At 44.1% G+C, this 14,143-nt stretch carries 9 protein-coding genes and 1 pseudogene; 3 read left to right on the top strand and 7 right to left on the bottom strand.

Annotation, left to right across the window (positions count from 1 at the left end; translation table 11 throughout):
* Positions 1-59: 59 nt before the first annotated feature.
* The gene (locus AACQ21_RS06940; RefSeq protein ID WP_013856800.1) at positions 60-1,262 is read right to left on the bottom strand and encodes an iron-containing alcohol dehydrogenase; all 1,203 of its coding nucleotides are present in this window, start codon (positions 1,260-1,262) and stop codon (positions 60-62) included.
* A 253-nt stretch (positions 1,263-1,515) separates the two neighbouring features.
* Here AACQ21_RS06940 and AACQ21_RS06935 point away from each other — a divergent pair, with 253 nt between their 5' ends.
* The gene (locus tag AACQ21_RS06935; RefSeq protein ID WP_105976672.1) at positions 1,516-2,148 is read left to right on the top strand and encodes an MSHA operon transcriptional regulator; all 633 of its coding nucleotides are present in this window, start codon (positions 1,516-1,518) and stop codon (positions 2,146-2,148) included.
* Positions 2,149-2,257: 109 nt separating this feature from the next.
* On the opposite strand, the pseudogene AACQ21_RS06930 reads toward AACQ21_RS06935, so the two are convergent.
* A pseudogene (locus AACQ21_RS06930) lies at positions 2,258-2,597 on the bottom strand (YggL family protein).
* 329 nt (positions 2,598-2,926) lie between these two features.
* Here AACQ21_RS06930 and AACQ21_RS06925 point away from each other — a divergent pair.
* Positions 2,927-5,308, top strand: a complete 2,382-nt coding sequence (locus AACQ21_RS06925) for a glycoside hydrolase family 2 protein (RefSeq protein ID WP_105976671.1) — start codon at positions 2,927-2,929, stop codon at positions 5,306-5,308.
* A 131-nt stretch (positions 5,309-5,439) separates the two neighbouring features.
* On the opposite strand, the gene AACQ21_RS06920 is transcribed toward AACQ21_RS06925, so the two are convergent.
* From AACQ21_RS06920 to AACQ21_RS06910, 3 genes are all read right to left on the bottom strand, one after another.
* Positions 5,440-5,661: a hypothetical protein gene (locus AACQ21_RS06920; RefSeq protein WP_010319365.1), complete on the bottom strand. Its 222-nt coding sequence runs from the start codon at positions 5,659-5,661 to the stop codon at positions 5,440-5,442.
* 137 nt (positions 5,662-5,798) lie between these two features.
* A complete protein-coding gene (locus tag AACQ21_RS06915; RefSeq protein ID WP_094145449.1) occupies positions 5,799-6,803 on the bottom strand; it encodes a LacI family DNA-binding transcriptional regulator in 1,005 nt (334 codons plus the stop codon).
* A 107-nt stretch (positions 6,804-6,910) separates the two neighbouring features.
* A complete protein-coding gene (locus AACQ21_RS06910) occupies positions 6,911-8,347 on the bottom strand; it encodes a 6-phospho-beta-glucosidase (RefSeq protein WP_105976678.1) in 1,437 nt (478 codons plus the stop codon).
* Between the two features lie 274 nt (positions 8,348-8,621).
* Between AACQ21_RS06910 and AACQ21_RS06905 the strand changes: the two genes are divergently transcribed.
* A complete protein-coding gene (locus AACQ21_RS06905; RefSeq protein WP_017042471.1) occupies positions 8,622-10,082 on the top strand; it encodes a DEAD/DEAH box helicase in 1,461 nt (486 codons plus the stop codon).
* Positions 10,083-10,151: 69 nt separating this feature from the next.
* Here the strand turns inward: AACQ21_RS06905 and AACQ21_RS06900 are convergent, their stop codons facing one another.
* Entirely contained in the window at positions 10,152-12,599 is a 2,448-nt protein-coding gene (locus tag AACQ21_RS06900; RefSeq protein ID WP_105976670.1) for a trimethylamine-N-oxide reductase 2, read from the bottom strand.
* A 22-nt stretch (positions 12,600-12,621) separates the two neighbouring features.
* On the bottom strand, positions 12,622-13,716 hold the full coding sequence (locus AACQ21_RS06895; protein WP_105976669.1) for a NapC/NirT family cytochrome c: 1,095 nt from the start codon (positions 13,714-13,716) through the stop codon (positions 12,622-12,624).
* Positions 13,717-14,143 lie beyond the last annotated feature (427 nt).

Raw genomic sequence — 14,143 nt, 5'->3', positions numbered from 1 at the left:
ATTTGACCACTCTCGTTGCTATGATGATGAGAGCGGTCAAAGATAACGCTGAATGTAGATTACAATTTCCTAAAAATCGCTTCGCAATCCGTTTGCTGCATGTATTTTGGCGCAGGATAATTCCAAAACGCTTCACGAAAAGCTTGTTTGGCCAATTCTGGAATATGCTCTGGCATGAGCCCCTGTAACTGTGTAGGTATATGCAGTGTGTGATTGAGCTCTTTCACATACCCAATGAAGGCGTCCGCTTTCATTGAATCGGTCAAATGTGGATCGGTTATTTTGAGTACGTCAGCCAGTTTAGCCAGCTTATCTTTCGCCGCCTCTTTGGAGTATTCCAATACATGTGGCAACACAACCGCATTCGCTAAGCCATGCGGGAAATGGTATTTCGCCCCAACAGCATGGGCGATGGCATGTGTATACCCTAAACTGGCTTTGGTAAAAGCAAGTCCAGCGTAATAAGAGGCCAGTGCCATGTTTTGTCTCGCCGTCAAATTTTGGCCAAAGAACGCCGCTTTTTCCAAGTTATCGTGGATCAGTTTAACCGCAGCGATAGCATAGCGATCAGTCTCTGGCGTGGCATTACGTGATATAAAGGCTTCCACTGCATGCGTGAGTGCATCCAACCCCGTTTGCGCAGTAATATGAGTAGGCAAGGCCATCATCAGCATCGGATCTAACGCTGCAATAAGTGGCACAAGTTTCGGGTCTGTAATCGGTGTTTTTTGCTGAGTTTGAGGGTCAGAAACCACCGCAATAACGGTCACTTCAGAGCCCGTACCTGCCGTGGTTGGGATCACAAACAGCGGCGCAGGTGTTTTCCATACTTTTAACAACCCCACTAAACGTTTGATCGACTTGCGATTAGTAGCACAAGCGGCGATCACTTTTGCACAATCGATTGAAGAGCCGCCACCAATAGCAACAACGCCTTGGCACTTCTCCAATCGATACTGATGGAGGCCGGCTTCAACTTGATCATAAGTAGGATCAGGCAATACATGGTTAAACACCACACAACTGACACCAACGCGCTCAAACTCAAAGGTCAGTTTTTTTACATAACCAAGCTTTTCAATGCCTTGGTCTGTTACGACAAGCACGCGTTCAATACCCATCAAAGAAACCGAATAACAGAGTTGCTTGAGCGATTCTTTACCAATAAACAAGGTTGGCTTGGAGATGGGCAGAATCGCTGCGGCCAATTTGAGCACTTTCATGTATAGCTTATGCTGCCACTGCTGGTACTTGATCTCCATGATTGGTCTCGAGTTGTGAAGTTCTATTAACTAGACTAGGCAATACAACGAGTTATCTCTACCTAGAAAGTCAAATTTTGCAAGATAAGGCAAATAATCGCTGATCATTATTAGATTTAACGCCAACTTAAGCTCGCATTTTAATGCAAACCTTGTAAAATCCACCTCGCTCACTTTTTATACTTATAATTGAAATCATTAGCTGAGTACTCTGCACATAATTTTATGTGTCATAAAATAATCGACACGTCGTTTGGCTTTCGTCTTTGAGGTGCATTCCCTGCACTCAAATGGCATTCAAAAATTGTATTTTATTCAACCAATTACTGTAGAAGTCATGAACGAAGATAAGTTTACCAATGTCTATCGCTTGCCTGGTTCATTGCAAATTCGCATAGCCACATGGCAGCAAACCTTTAAAGGCACTTCTGATTTAGTGCTTCATCAAGTATTAGCCGCTAGAAATAATCAGTATAAACAGGCTGACTTTTGGCCTAAGGGCTGGTGTGTGAATCTGTTTGATGAGAGCGATATTTCCATTACGCAGCACGGTACCTACATTCAAACCAGTATGCGAACGATGATTGATCGTAAAATCTCGTATAAGCGCGTTTATCTCTCTCGACTACCTTTAGAAAAAGCCGAGCCCGCCTTGCTTCGCTTTAAGAAAGAGTGGATCCGCAACTACAATAATGTCGCCCAAGAGTATAACAAGAGGAAAAAGAAAGAGTTTATGGCCTTTGCCAAAGAAGAGGTCGAAACACTTTATCCTGCCATTCCTAAAGAACCTTTTGATAAAGCGCTATGGAACCGTTTAGTGGTTTCGATTGTTGGTCACGCCAATAAATTCAACAATCCTTACTTTGTTAAACATGCTGATTTTTAACGTAATAAAATTTAGCGTAATAAAAAAGCCAGAGTGGTTTCACTCCGGCTTTTTTGTCAGACATCGCAAATGAAAAGCACTGGCTGAATAACGTAGAATAGAAGAGCAATTAAGCGTAATTGGCATCCACTAATTCACCAGCAACAACTTTGCTCACTTCAGCACGATTTTCTAACCATTTTACAACCAACGCTTTATCTTCTTCTGTTGCTGAACGGTAGCGATCGGCTGCGCATACAAAGCCGTCAAAAATCTCTAATCCACCACCACCGAAACAAAGACCGATGTTATCAACGTAATCAATAAACTCATCAACGAAGAGATCGTATTGTTCAAAGTCTTTGATAGACGTTGTACAGCTAACTTCAAAACCGAGGATCGCAAATTCACCTAAAAACAGTTTCTTACGGATACGGCGGTTTTTTATTTTCTAGCTTGTCGATTTTCATCATATTTTCTCTCTCTTTTTGAATGCGGCATTTATACACCTTTCAGCACCATTCCAAAATGATTCTTTATATAAACCGCCACAAGCGGACACTTTCACAACAAATTGTTTCAAGATGTGCCAAGGCAAAACAAGTTAAAACAAGCCGCTCGTCAAGCTTAGTGACGTCAAATTAAAGTCAAGAAAATCATAATTATTGACTGCTTCGCAACTTAATCTAAAAACTTCGCACAACTTTTGAGCCTGCCACCCATGCACATTTTTATTTCATAGTGCATGGTTAAATCAGCTCATTTAGCCCTTGTAAATCGTATTTTTTGAGGTGGATTTATGTTTGATTTAAACGGTGAATGGCGATTGAGCTCACCCGAGTATCCCGATATCCAAATCGCGATGACACTGCCCGGCGACCAGTATCATGCATTACTGCAAGCGGGTTTGATCCCTCATCCCTATTATGCATCCAATGAGTCTCAGGTTCAGTGGGCTGGTTTATGTCATTGGGTATTAACAAAAGCGATCACTTTAAATGCGGCAGACCTTCAGTGCCCAAACCACTTACTGGAGCTGAATAAGGTCGATACGTTTGCTGATCTATGGATCAACGGACAGAAGGTTTTACAGTGCCATAATGCTTTTCAAACCTATACCGTTAATATTCGCCCTTATCTGCAAATTGGTCTAAATCATTTTGAATGGCGATTTGAACCTGCCGCTTCGGTAGCCAAGCAAAGAGCCGATGAGCTGCCCTTTCCCATTCCGTGGGCGCAAGGGAATAATCAACTTCCTCACATGAACACCGTGCGAAAACCTCAATGCCACAGTGGTTGGGATTGGGGTATATGCCTTGCTGTTTGTGGTATTTTTGCACCAATGCAATTAAAAACGGTACAAGAATATTCACTGCTGGGTGTGGATATTGAACAAGTTTGGCATGCTTTAACACACGTTACGCTGCACGTGAGAATACGGCATAGCGAATCGCTCTCCACACCCATCACACTTACTTTTGGCGATCAAACTATTACGATCGATAGTGAGGCATTTTGCAACCAAAGCAGTGTAGATATTGATGTTCACCATCCGCATCTCTGGTGGCCAAACGGTTACGGTGACCCTTATTTATACACACTGTCTATTACCATGGCACAGCAGCAGATCAACCGCCAAGTTGGCTTAAGACGTCTCACGTTGCGCACTGATCAAGATTCCATCGGCAGTGAAATGACCTTTATCGTGAATGAGGTCTCGATATCAGTGAAGGGCGCGAATTGGATACCAATGGACGCCATGCCAAGCAAAGTCAATTTTTCCCGTTATCAACAGCTGTTACGAGCCGCACAAGAAGCTCACATGAATATGATTCGTGTGTGGGGAGGGGGTGATTATGAACACGATCATTTTTATCAACTTTGCGACCAACTCGGATTATTAGTCTGGCAAGATCTGATGTTTTCCTGTGCACAATACCCTTCAACACCGAGTTTCTTAGAAGAGGTAAAGCAAGAAGTCACACAACAAATACAACGTTTGAAGCACCATGCTTGTCTTGCCATTTGGTGTGGTGATAATGAGGTAATTGGTTCATTAACTTGGTATCCAGAATCTCGAGAAAACCGTGAAAAATACCTAGTCAATTACGACCGACTTAATCGTTTTTTAGAAATCCTCGTCAATGAACAAGATCCAAGTCGCCGTTTTTGGGCAAGCTCACCTTGCAATGGTGAATTAGATTTTGGTGACGCTTGGCATGATGATAATAAAGGTGACATGCATTTTTGGGATGTGTGGCATTCAGGTAAATCCTTTGACGCTTACCATTCAATATCCCCACGATTTTGTTCAGAATTCGGTTATCAGTCTTGGCCTTCATTTAGTGAAGTGAAGCAGATTATCCCAGAAAGCGACTGGAATATCAGTGCGCCTCATTTTGAACATCACCAAAAGAATACTCGTGGTAATAGCATCATCACCGAAATGTTTACTCGCTATTTCCGTTTCCCGAATGGCTTCCAGCAGATGCTTTATTTGAGCCAAGTTCAGCAAGCCATGGCGATTAAAACGGCTGTCGAAGCGTGGCGGGCAACCTCACCGATTTGTCGTGGCATATTATATTGGCAACTCAATGACAACTGGCCCGTCGCGTCTTGGTCAAGCATTGAGTATTCTGGACGCTGGAAGCAATTACATTATCACGCCAAACGGTTTTATAACCCGCTTTTGGCCTGTTTTTCTGAAGATGAGAAACACCTATCACTGAGAGCCATTAATGATGCACCCGGTGAGCAATACCTTGTGGGTGATATATATTGGTTTGGATGGGAAGGAGAATTGCGAAAACATTGGTCAATCAATGAACGACTGCCCCAAGAGAGTAACCAAATCGTGTGGCAACACACAATAAAGGATTTCACACCAGAAAAAGGCGCGATCTACTTTGTCAGTACAGATGGCCAGCGGGATAATTTTTGGCTGCCGGATGTACCCAAACGCTTGCCCTTAAAATCGGCCCGCATATTGTGTGAATATCGTGCGGGCAGTCTCTGTTTGACCACTGACCGACCTGCACTTTACGTTCACCTAGAACATGACAACGTACTACAATTTTCTGACTCCAGCTTCTTTTTGCTCCCCAACCAAATGCGGACAATCTCCTTTAGATCAGACGATAAATCTCACTTAAACTGTACTATTTATCAACTGGCTGAATGAACTGAGCCGAATAAAGACAAACGCTCAGCCTTAAGGAAGGAAACGAAAAAGAGCTGCGCATCAAGCAGCTCTTTGCAAGCTAAACCATTTTTGCTAATGCATGTTCAACATTGGCTCATGTCAAACACTGACTAATGTTGAACACCAGATGGATTTTCACCAAATTCAGTCTGTTGATAAATATCTGCAAGGGTTTTTGCACGTTTTGCTGCCTTGCGTCGTTTCGTTGGTTCAAAGTATTGCTCGACCTGCTTCAATGTCTCTTCATGGTCTTGCGCGGATTGGACAAAGTCTGGGTTGGCTAACGCTTCTTGGCGAAGGCGGTTAACTCGTTCTAGCGTTTCCCACAACATATTTCACCTCCAACTTCACTGTGCATACATACAGCTTAGTAAAGAGTGACATAATGTCAAGCAATTAACTGTGGATTTATACAGTTAATTAAAATAAATGCTCATTATTTCAATGAGTCATTAATCTGCGAGGCCTCTTAAGGTGCGCACGTTGATTCTCGAAGCACCAGCTTACCTAGATAGCGATGTATCTTGGCATCATCCGAGCCCTTCCCTTCAGCCAATTGTAGGGCCAAGGCTACTGCATCCTTCGTCAGTTGCTCAATGGGAAGCGATATTGTTGAGAGATTGGGCACCGAATACGCAGCCGCAGGCTCATCATCAATCCCCATCACAGAGACCTGATTAGGTACCAAAATGGCATGTTCGTAAAGTGCGCGCATTGCTCCTAGTGCCATATCATCGTTACAGGCAAAAATAGCGCTGAACTCACTCTGTTGTTCTAATAACCGTTGAACCGCGGCATAACCCGCCAGCATAGAATTATCACCTTCAACAACGAGCGTGTGATTGAGCTCAATACCAGCCTGCTGCAAGCCTGACTGATAAGCAGCAAATCGCTGTTGTCCTGTATCACTGTCCAAAGGGCTAGTGATGCAAGCAATGCGGCGATGGCCAAGTTCAAGCAAGTGATTAATCGCTAAAGAAGCGGCTTGATGCTGCTCAAAACCAAAACTATGCAAACCGACTTCTTCCAAGGTTCGATTGAGTACAATCAGTGGCACTGAAACATCAGATTGCAATGATGCCAGCTCATGATTCGACAAATGGCGGCTGTAAAGCATGATGGCGTCACAACGCTGAGTGAGCAATGAGCGCACTGCTGCTAATTCGCCTGCCGCATTATCGTGACTGTCCATGACAAGTAAGGTCTTACGTGCTTGCTCGGCACCTTGTGCTGCTTGATGCAATAAGCTGCCAAAATAACTCCCTTGAAACTGAGGAAGTATCAGCCCAATCGCATTTGCACTGTTTGTGGCTAATGCTTGCGCCAACACATTAGGTTGATAACCCAAGGTGGACATGGCTTGTAAAACGGCTTCTCGCGTACTTGCTTTTACTTGGCCAGTTTGGTTGAGTACGCGCGATACGGTGGCTTTAGACACGCCCGCTGCTTTACAAACGTCATTGATTGTCGCCATGGTGACTCCTAATAAAAACCCCCGACTCTTGGAAGCCGAGGGAGTTTACCTAATTTCCTAAGCTGGATGAACGCTCTCAATCAACAATTATTATTGTTATTCTACGTTTATAATTGTTCGCCATTGGTTTTGATCACGGACTGATACCAGTAAAAGCTTTTCTTTTTACTGCGAGCCATTGAACCAGAACCATCATCGTGTTTGTCTACATAAATGAAACCGTAACGTTTTTTATATTCACCAGTGGTGAACGACACACAATCGATGCAGCCCCAAGGGGTGTAGCCCATGACATCAACGCCGTCTATAGCAATGGCCTTCTTCACTTCTCGTATATGTGCTTGTAAATACTCAATCCGATAATCATCTTGCACTTGGCCTTGCTCATCGACTTCATCGATCGCCCCAAAACCATTTTCGACAATAAAAATCGGTTTCTGGTAGCGTTCATACAACTCAGAAAGCGCGTAGCGAAGCCCTACCGGGTCAATTTGCCATCCCCAATCAGACGCTGTGAGATAAGGGTTTAAGCGACTTTGTTTGAATAAACTGGTTGTTTCACCTTCAGCGTTGCGATCATCAGAGACAATATTCGTCATGTAATAGCTGATCGCAAGGTAGTCGGCACAACCCTTACGCAGTATCGCTTCATCGCCATCGAGCATATCAACGGTTATCGATTTTCGCTCCCATTCACGCCAAATATAGCTTGGGTAATAGCCACGAACTTGCACATCGCTGAACAAGTACTTCTCTCTCATCATTTCTTGAGAGCGGATCATATCTTCTGGACGACACGACGCGGGATAAAGCGGCATAATATGAATCATGCTACCCATTTGAAATTGAGGGTTGATCTTATGACCGAGATCGACCACTAAAGCACTGGCAATAAATTGGTGATGCATGACTTGGTACATCACCTGCTCTGGGTTGTCATGTTCAGTGAAGATCACCCCTGAGTTACAGTAGCCAAACAGTGGGAATTCCCAATTTCGCTGGTTATTGATCTCATTGAAGGTAATCCAGTATTTCACTTTCTGTTTATAACGCTCCATCACCACTTGGCTAAAGTTAACGAAAAAATCCACAAGCTTGCGATTTGCCCATCCCCCGTATTGTTGTACAAGGTGGAATGGCATCTCAAAATGCGAAAGCGTAATAACTGGCTCAATGCCGTATTTCAGCAATTCATCAAAAAGATCATCATAAAATTGTAGCCCTGCTTCATTGGGCGAGACTTCGTCACCTTGTGGAAAAATACGAGTCCAAGCAATTGAGGTTCTAAAACATTTAAAACCCATCTCAGCAAAAAGTGCAATGTCACCTTTGTAATGACTATAAAAATCAACGGCTTCATGATTAGGATAGAAATAATTTGCATCCACACCGGAGGTCATCACCCTAGGTACTTCATGCGCTCCTTTTGAGAGCACATCGACAATGCTGGCTCCTTTTCCACCTTGCTTCCATCCACCTTCAACTTGATGTGCTGCTACAGCCCCACCCCATAAAAAATCTTTTGGAAAACCATTCGTTACCATCGTCATCTACCTCGTCTTCATTTGCTGACTCAATGTACCCTTATGTCGATCTAATATGCTATTTCACGCCATGTGGACACGTTGTATAGAAATACATCATCGCTTTGCTACTTTGCGTGACATCATAAACGATTATCGGGAAAATGTAACCGGTTTCGGAAACCGGTTACATTGGAATTGTTAATTTTAATGTTCTCGGAAGAAAATACGCACTATTTGTTACTGACAAGTGGCAAACAGAGACATTCCGTAGCACTTTTGCTGTGACTACTGTATGCTTGCGCCTTTCCGCAACGTGATGCGGATCACTTCCTTATTTACATATCGAGACATTTTAATGAGTTTTGCCTCTCTGGGTTTATCCCATGCCATCCTGAAAGCCGTTGCTTCTCAAGGTTACGAAACACCATCGCCAATTCAGGCGCAAGCTATTCCAGCCGTTCTTGAAGGCAAAGATGTGATGGCAGCGGCCCAGACAGGTACCGGGAAAACCGCAGGATTTACCCTGCCCATTTTGGATCTATTAGTTAAAGGCCCAAAAGTAGGCCCCAACCAAGTGCGTGCATTAATTCTGACGCCGACACGTGAATTAGCCGCGCAAGTTGCCGACAACGTGGCAACTTACGGACAAAACCTTCCACTACGCTCTGAAGTTATTTTCGGCGGTGTGAAAGTTAACCCACAGATGATGAAAATGCGTCGTGGGGTAGATATTTTGGTCGCGACACCGGGTCGACTGTTGGATTTATACAACCAAAATGCGATTAAATTTAACCAATTAGAAATTTTGGTCTTAGACGAAGCGGATCGCATGTTAGACATGGGCTTCATTCGTGACATTAAAAAGATCCTTGCACTGCTGCCAGCAAAACGTCAAAACCTACTCTTTTCGGCCACTTTCTCTGATGAAATTCGCCAACTTGCGAAAGGGTTAGTTAACAACCCAGTCGAGATTTCGGTTACGCCACGCAATAGTACCGCCAAAACTGTCAAACAGTGGGTGCATCCTGTAGATAAAGCGAAAAAACCAGCGCTATTGATTCAACTAATCAAAGAAAATAATTGGCAACAAGCGTTAGTATTTACACGAACTAAACACGGCGCTAATCGCTTAACCGCACAACTTGAAGGCAGTGGCATCAGCGCCGCCGCGATTCATGGCAACAAAAGTCAAGGCGCACGTACTAAGGCATTGGCCAATTTTAAAAGTGGTGAGATCCGCATTTTAGTAGCAACGGATATTGCCGCTCGCGGCATTGATATTGACCAATTACCACAAGTGGTAAACTTTGAATTGCCTAACGTCCCTGAAGATTATGTTCACCGAATTGGCCGTACAGGCCGCGCAGGCGCCGAAGGCAATGCGATCTCTTTGGTCTGCGCCGATGAAGCAAAAGACATGTTTGCCATTGAGCGCCTTACCCAAAATTTACTAGAACGAATTGAGGTTGAAGGCTTTGCGCCAGTGAACAAATTACCGGCATCTCCTTCGCTACAACCGATTAAAGCAAAAAAGCCGAAAAAGAACAAACCAGAACATAATGACGGACAGCGCTCTGGTGATGTAGCAAAAGGTCACAGCATAAGCGCGAATACCAAAACTAATGACAGAAAGCCGAAAGCGGCCAATTCCACTCGTTCAAACAGCAACAAACCAAGTGCAAACCAACCCACGAGAAGCGGATCGGCTGGACAAAATAGACCTCGTAGAACAAACAAAATCGCGGCGAGCTGATATTACTCACTGATTACGACTCTCTGATTAAAAAGTAAAGGCCACTCTCATCTAGTGGCCTTTTTGTTTTTACGCGCCTTTGGGCGGTGTGAATGCGGTTAGAGGAAGTGGCTCTCCTGTATATTTCTCTATTTTCACAATTGAAGAGTTACCAGCACAGCCATTGGCTAACCTTGAAGTAGGTATGTCAGCGGTCAGTACGTTGCATCCTCCGTTTTTACATAAACCATGAGGTTTATCAAAATCGGGCCATGCCCCTTCATGAATACAGACCGAACCTTGCTTAATTCCATCCGTGATCAGCGCGCCAACTAAGACTTGGCCACGTTGGTTATAAGCACGAACAAGATCGCCATCTTTGATCCCTCGAACTTTTGCATCTTCTGGATGAATCCAGATCGGTTCACGGTTTGCTATCGTATATTGCTCGCGTAGTGCCGCATAGTTTAACTGGCTATGGAGACGATGAGCCGCATGCGATGTCATCAATTGCAGTTCATCGGCTTGAGCATTCCCTACCCACTCCGTTGGCGGCATCCACATAGGATGTGGCGGGCAATCGCTATATTTGAAGCCTTCGATGGTTTTGGAGAAGATCTCAATCTTGCCACTTGGTGTACCAAGAGGGTTCAGGATAGGATCCTCTCTGAAAGAGGAATAACGCACAAACTTCGCGTTCGCTTCGTTCCATTTCATCTCAATGAGCTGATTTTGTTTCCAAAAATAGCTGAAGTTAGGCATTGCAATCCGATTCTGGCGACCGATAGCTTGAGCTCCTTTATAGAAACCAGCCAACCATTCCATTTCGGATTTATTTTCCGTATACACTGCACGTCCGCCCGGTTTTAACAGCTCCGCCATATCAGCAAATACATCAAAATCATTTCGCGCTTCAAATTGAGGCTCAATTGCTTGTTTCATCGGCACTAAATGTTGATTGCTATAATCCCCTGTCATGGTGAGATCATTACGCTCAAATGACGTCGTGATGGGCAGTACAATATCAGCGTGTTTTGCGGCCGCAGTCCAATAAGGCTCAGAGATAACGATGAGTTCCGGCTTTTGCCACGCTTTAATCAAACGGTTGGTATCTTGGTGATGAGTAAAGTTTGCACCGCCCGCCCACCAGATCATTTTGATGTTAGGAAATGTTTTCTCATGCCCGTTGTGTTGATATTGACCGGATGGGTTTTCCAACGCTTCAACAATACGAGCCACAGGAAAACTATTTACTGCTCCAGAAACGGCCCAATCATTACCCGCAGATGAACCACCATCAATAGCCGCTGATATAGCAGGTAAAACACCCGCAGTCCGCGTTGGGTTACCGCCATTGGAGTAGTGATATGAAAAACCAAACCCACCACCGGGTAAACCGATCTGCCCTAGCATTGCAGCCAGAGTGACAAGCATCCAGTGTTTTTGTTCACCATATTGCTGACGTTGGATTCCCCAACCAGCCATGATCATAGTTCTATTTTGGCTAAAAATATCAGCCAATAGCTCTAGTTGTTTGGCAGGAACGCCACAAATTGCCTCAGCCCATTGTGCTGTCTTTGGCGTACCATCAGAATGACCTAGCAGATAAGCTTCAAATTTGTCGTAACCAGCAGTGTATTTATTCAAAAATTCGAGGTTATGTTGGCCCTTTTCAACTAATGAGTGGGCGATCCCCAACATCATCGCAACGTCAGTACCAGGATGCGGTGCAATCCACTGAGCGTTTTCACCAAAAAATTCGATGGTTTCCGAACGCATAGGATCGATAGCGATAATGGTTTTTTTAGAATGTTTGAGTTGATTAAAGAACTCAAGCCCCGCGCCGTCGGTACTGCTCCATGCTATTTTCAGTGTATTAATAGGGTTGAGCCCCCAAAGTACCACAACATCACTACTTTCAAGCACAACAGGGTAAGTTGTTTGTTGTTCATACACTTCTATCGAGCCTACAACGTAAGGCATGATGACCTGTGCCGCACCCGTAGAATAATCACCTAAATGACCCGAATAGCCTCCCGCCATACTCATATAGCGTTGCAGTAGGGTTTGGGCTTTATGTAAAATCCCACTGGATCGCCAGCCGTAAGAGCCCGCAAAAATTGACTCGGCTCCATAGGCAGTGCGAATACGAGCATGCTGTTGATGGATTAATTGCAGCGCTTTTTCCCAACTAACGCGGACGAACTCATCGTCTCCTCGTTTACCATCTGGCATATGGGGATTGGCTAGAAAACCTTTACGCACCATCGGGTATTTGACCCGAGCTTGAGTATGCACTTGATCTGGCGCTGAGGTTTGTAGACTATTGGGTACGGTTTGCGGCAATGCATTCTTGGAGGAAATAATTTTCCCATCCTTAACTTCAACCAGCATAGCGCCCCAACGCCCAGCAGTCAGTACACCAGCTCCTCGCGGTGCGGAAGCGAGAACTGGCATGGGTTTAACCGAAAAAATAGCGACCGCACCTGCAGTTGCACCAGCGCTTTTTAGAAAACTTCGACGTGTGAGAGTAGTCATCACTGAATCCTTATTTCATTTTTTATTGGGCAACAACATCTTTCGCATTGTATTGGAAATATTTCGTGAGGATTTCTAGATCCTCTGCGGAAATAGAGGTACGGTCCCCCATACTTTTTGCTACAGAAGGCCACGCGTTAACCGTAAAATGGTTACTCGGAATTTTGGCATGACATGTTGAACAGTAAACATTGTCCAATTGCTCAGCGTATGCCCAAAGCGAATCCATTTTACTCAACACTGGCGTGTCGATGTCCCCGGCAAGTGCTACTTGACGCCACTGATTTCCGTAGGCATCTTCGTTATACTCTTTTACGCTCAATGCTTTTTGCCCTGCTTCAGTTAACATAGCAATCACAGCACGCTTACCTTCACCCATATACAAGACTTGTTCTGCACCTTGCATCTGATAACCACTCAATTCAACGGTGCGCTTGCCATCGCTTTCATTCAATACTTTCAGCGGCGTCGCTGGATTGATCGTTCCTAAATCAGAAATGGGCGTAGATTGCATCGCATAAACAATAGAAGTGCCCACAGGGGTTAACTTTGACTCCTCGACTAAATGGGCTAATGCTTGGCTGTCCATTTTGACTTCAGGAAGCATGTGCGCCACACCTTTATGGCAATCAATACAGGTTTGATTATTGTCGATACCGTACTGATGCATTTTTTGTGCTTGCGCCGTTTGGTCGTAAATCTCCATCGCATCTTCACTGTGACATGAACGACAGGTCGCAGAATCGTTCGCTTTTAATTGCGCCCAGACAGTTTCAGCCATCTCGGCTCGATGCGCTTCATACTTTTCAGGTGTGCTGATCTTCTTGGTAATAAACTCATGATAGATATCTTTGGACGCCCTGATTTTAGTGACTAAATAATCCATAGTATCAGTGGGTATATGGCAATCAGCACATTCTGCACGGATGCCTTTGGCATTGCTGAAGTGTACCGAGCCTTGATACTCCTGAAAGGGTGCTTGCATAGTATGACAAGAGAGACAAAATTCCGTACTCGACGTTTTTTCTAAGATGACATGAGTCCCTCCAAGGCTTAACCAACCGAGCAGCACCCCAATAGCAAGAACTCCCACTATCATTCTTTTTTTAATATTCATTATTCCTCACAAATCTCAACGGATGTGGTTTTGACAGAACACGTTGCATTTATGTGATGCGCATCGTATTCCATAAGGAAATCATACCCCCAAAGAGGGATGTCAACTTGACAGTAGTCAATTTAGACAAGGAACAGGCGTGACCTATGTCACCTTTCCTATAAATTGATAAAATAGAAAATAAATAGCCACACAGATGATAGAAATTAAAAATACATAAAACACAACCGATTGATATTAAAAATAAAAGACAAAAACCCCAAAGATAGGCAGAGCCTTATCACTGATAATGTTGACTAAAAATGGTTTGAAAAGTAACAAAAATCACGAATAACCTGCTCAGATTCCTAATGCTCAATTATTTTAAAATAAATGCTTTACTTTGATTGAGGACCATGCGACTATGTGTCCGCTCTGTTGAACAGGG

Source organism: Vibrio sp. V01_P9A10T6, from assembly GCF_963877065.1.
Classification (GTDB): Bacteria; Pseudomonadota; Gammaproteobacteria; order Enterobacterales; family Vibrionaceae; genus Vibrio; species Vibrio anguillarum.
The sequence above is the reverse complement of the archived record's forward strand: the minus strand, read 5'-3'. Positions and strand labels throughout refer to the sequence as shown.

Coding starts and splice junctions, on each gene's coding strand:
- AACQ21_RS06900 (WP_105976670.1), bottom strand. CDS start 12,599: ATGACTACTCTCACACGTCGAAGTTTTCTAAAAAGCGCTGGTGCAACT.
- AACQ21_RS06940 (WP_013856800.1), bottom strand. CDS start 1,262: ATGGAGATCAAGTACCAGCAGTGGCAGCATAAGCTATACATGAAAGTG.
- AACQ21_RS06910 (WP_105976678.1), bottom strand. CDS start 8,347: ATGGTAACGAATGGTTTTCCAAAAGATTTTTTATGGGGTGGGGCTGTA.
- AACQ21_RS06920 (WP_010319365.1), bottom strand. CDS start 5,661: ATGTTGTGGGAAACGCTAGAACGAGTTAACCGCCTTCGCCAAGAAGCG.
- AACQ21_RS06915 (WP_094145449.1), bottom strand. CDS start 6,803: ATGGCGACAATCAATGACGTTTGTAAAGCAGCGGGCGTGTCTAAAGCC.
- AACQ21_RS06905 (WP_017042471.1), top strand. CDS start 8,622: ATGCTTGCGCCTTTCCGCAACGTGATGCGGATCACTTCCTTATTTACA.
- AACQ21_RS06895 (WP_105976669.1), bottom strand. CDS start 13,716: ATGAATATTAAAAAAAGAATGATAGTGGGAGTTCTTGCTATTGGGGTG.
- AACQ21_RS06925 (WP_105976671.1), top strand. CDS start 2,927: ATGTTTGATTTAAACGGTGAATGGCGATTGAGCTCACCCGAGTATCCC.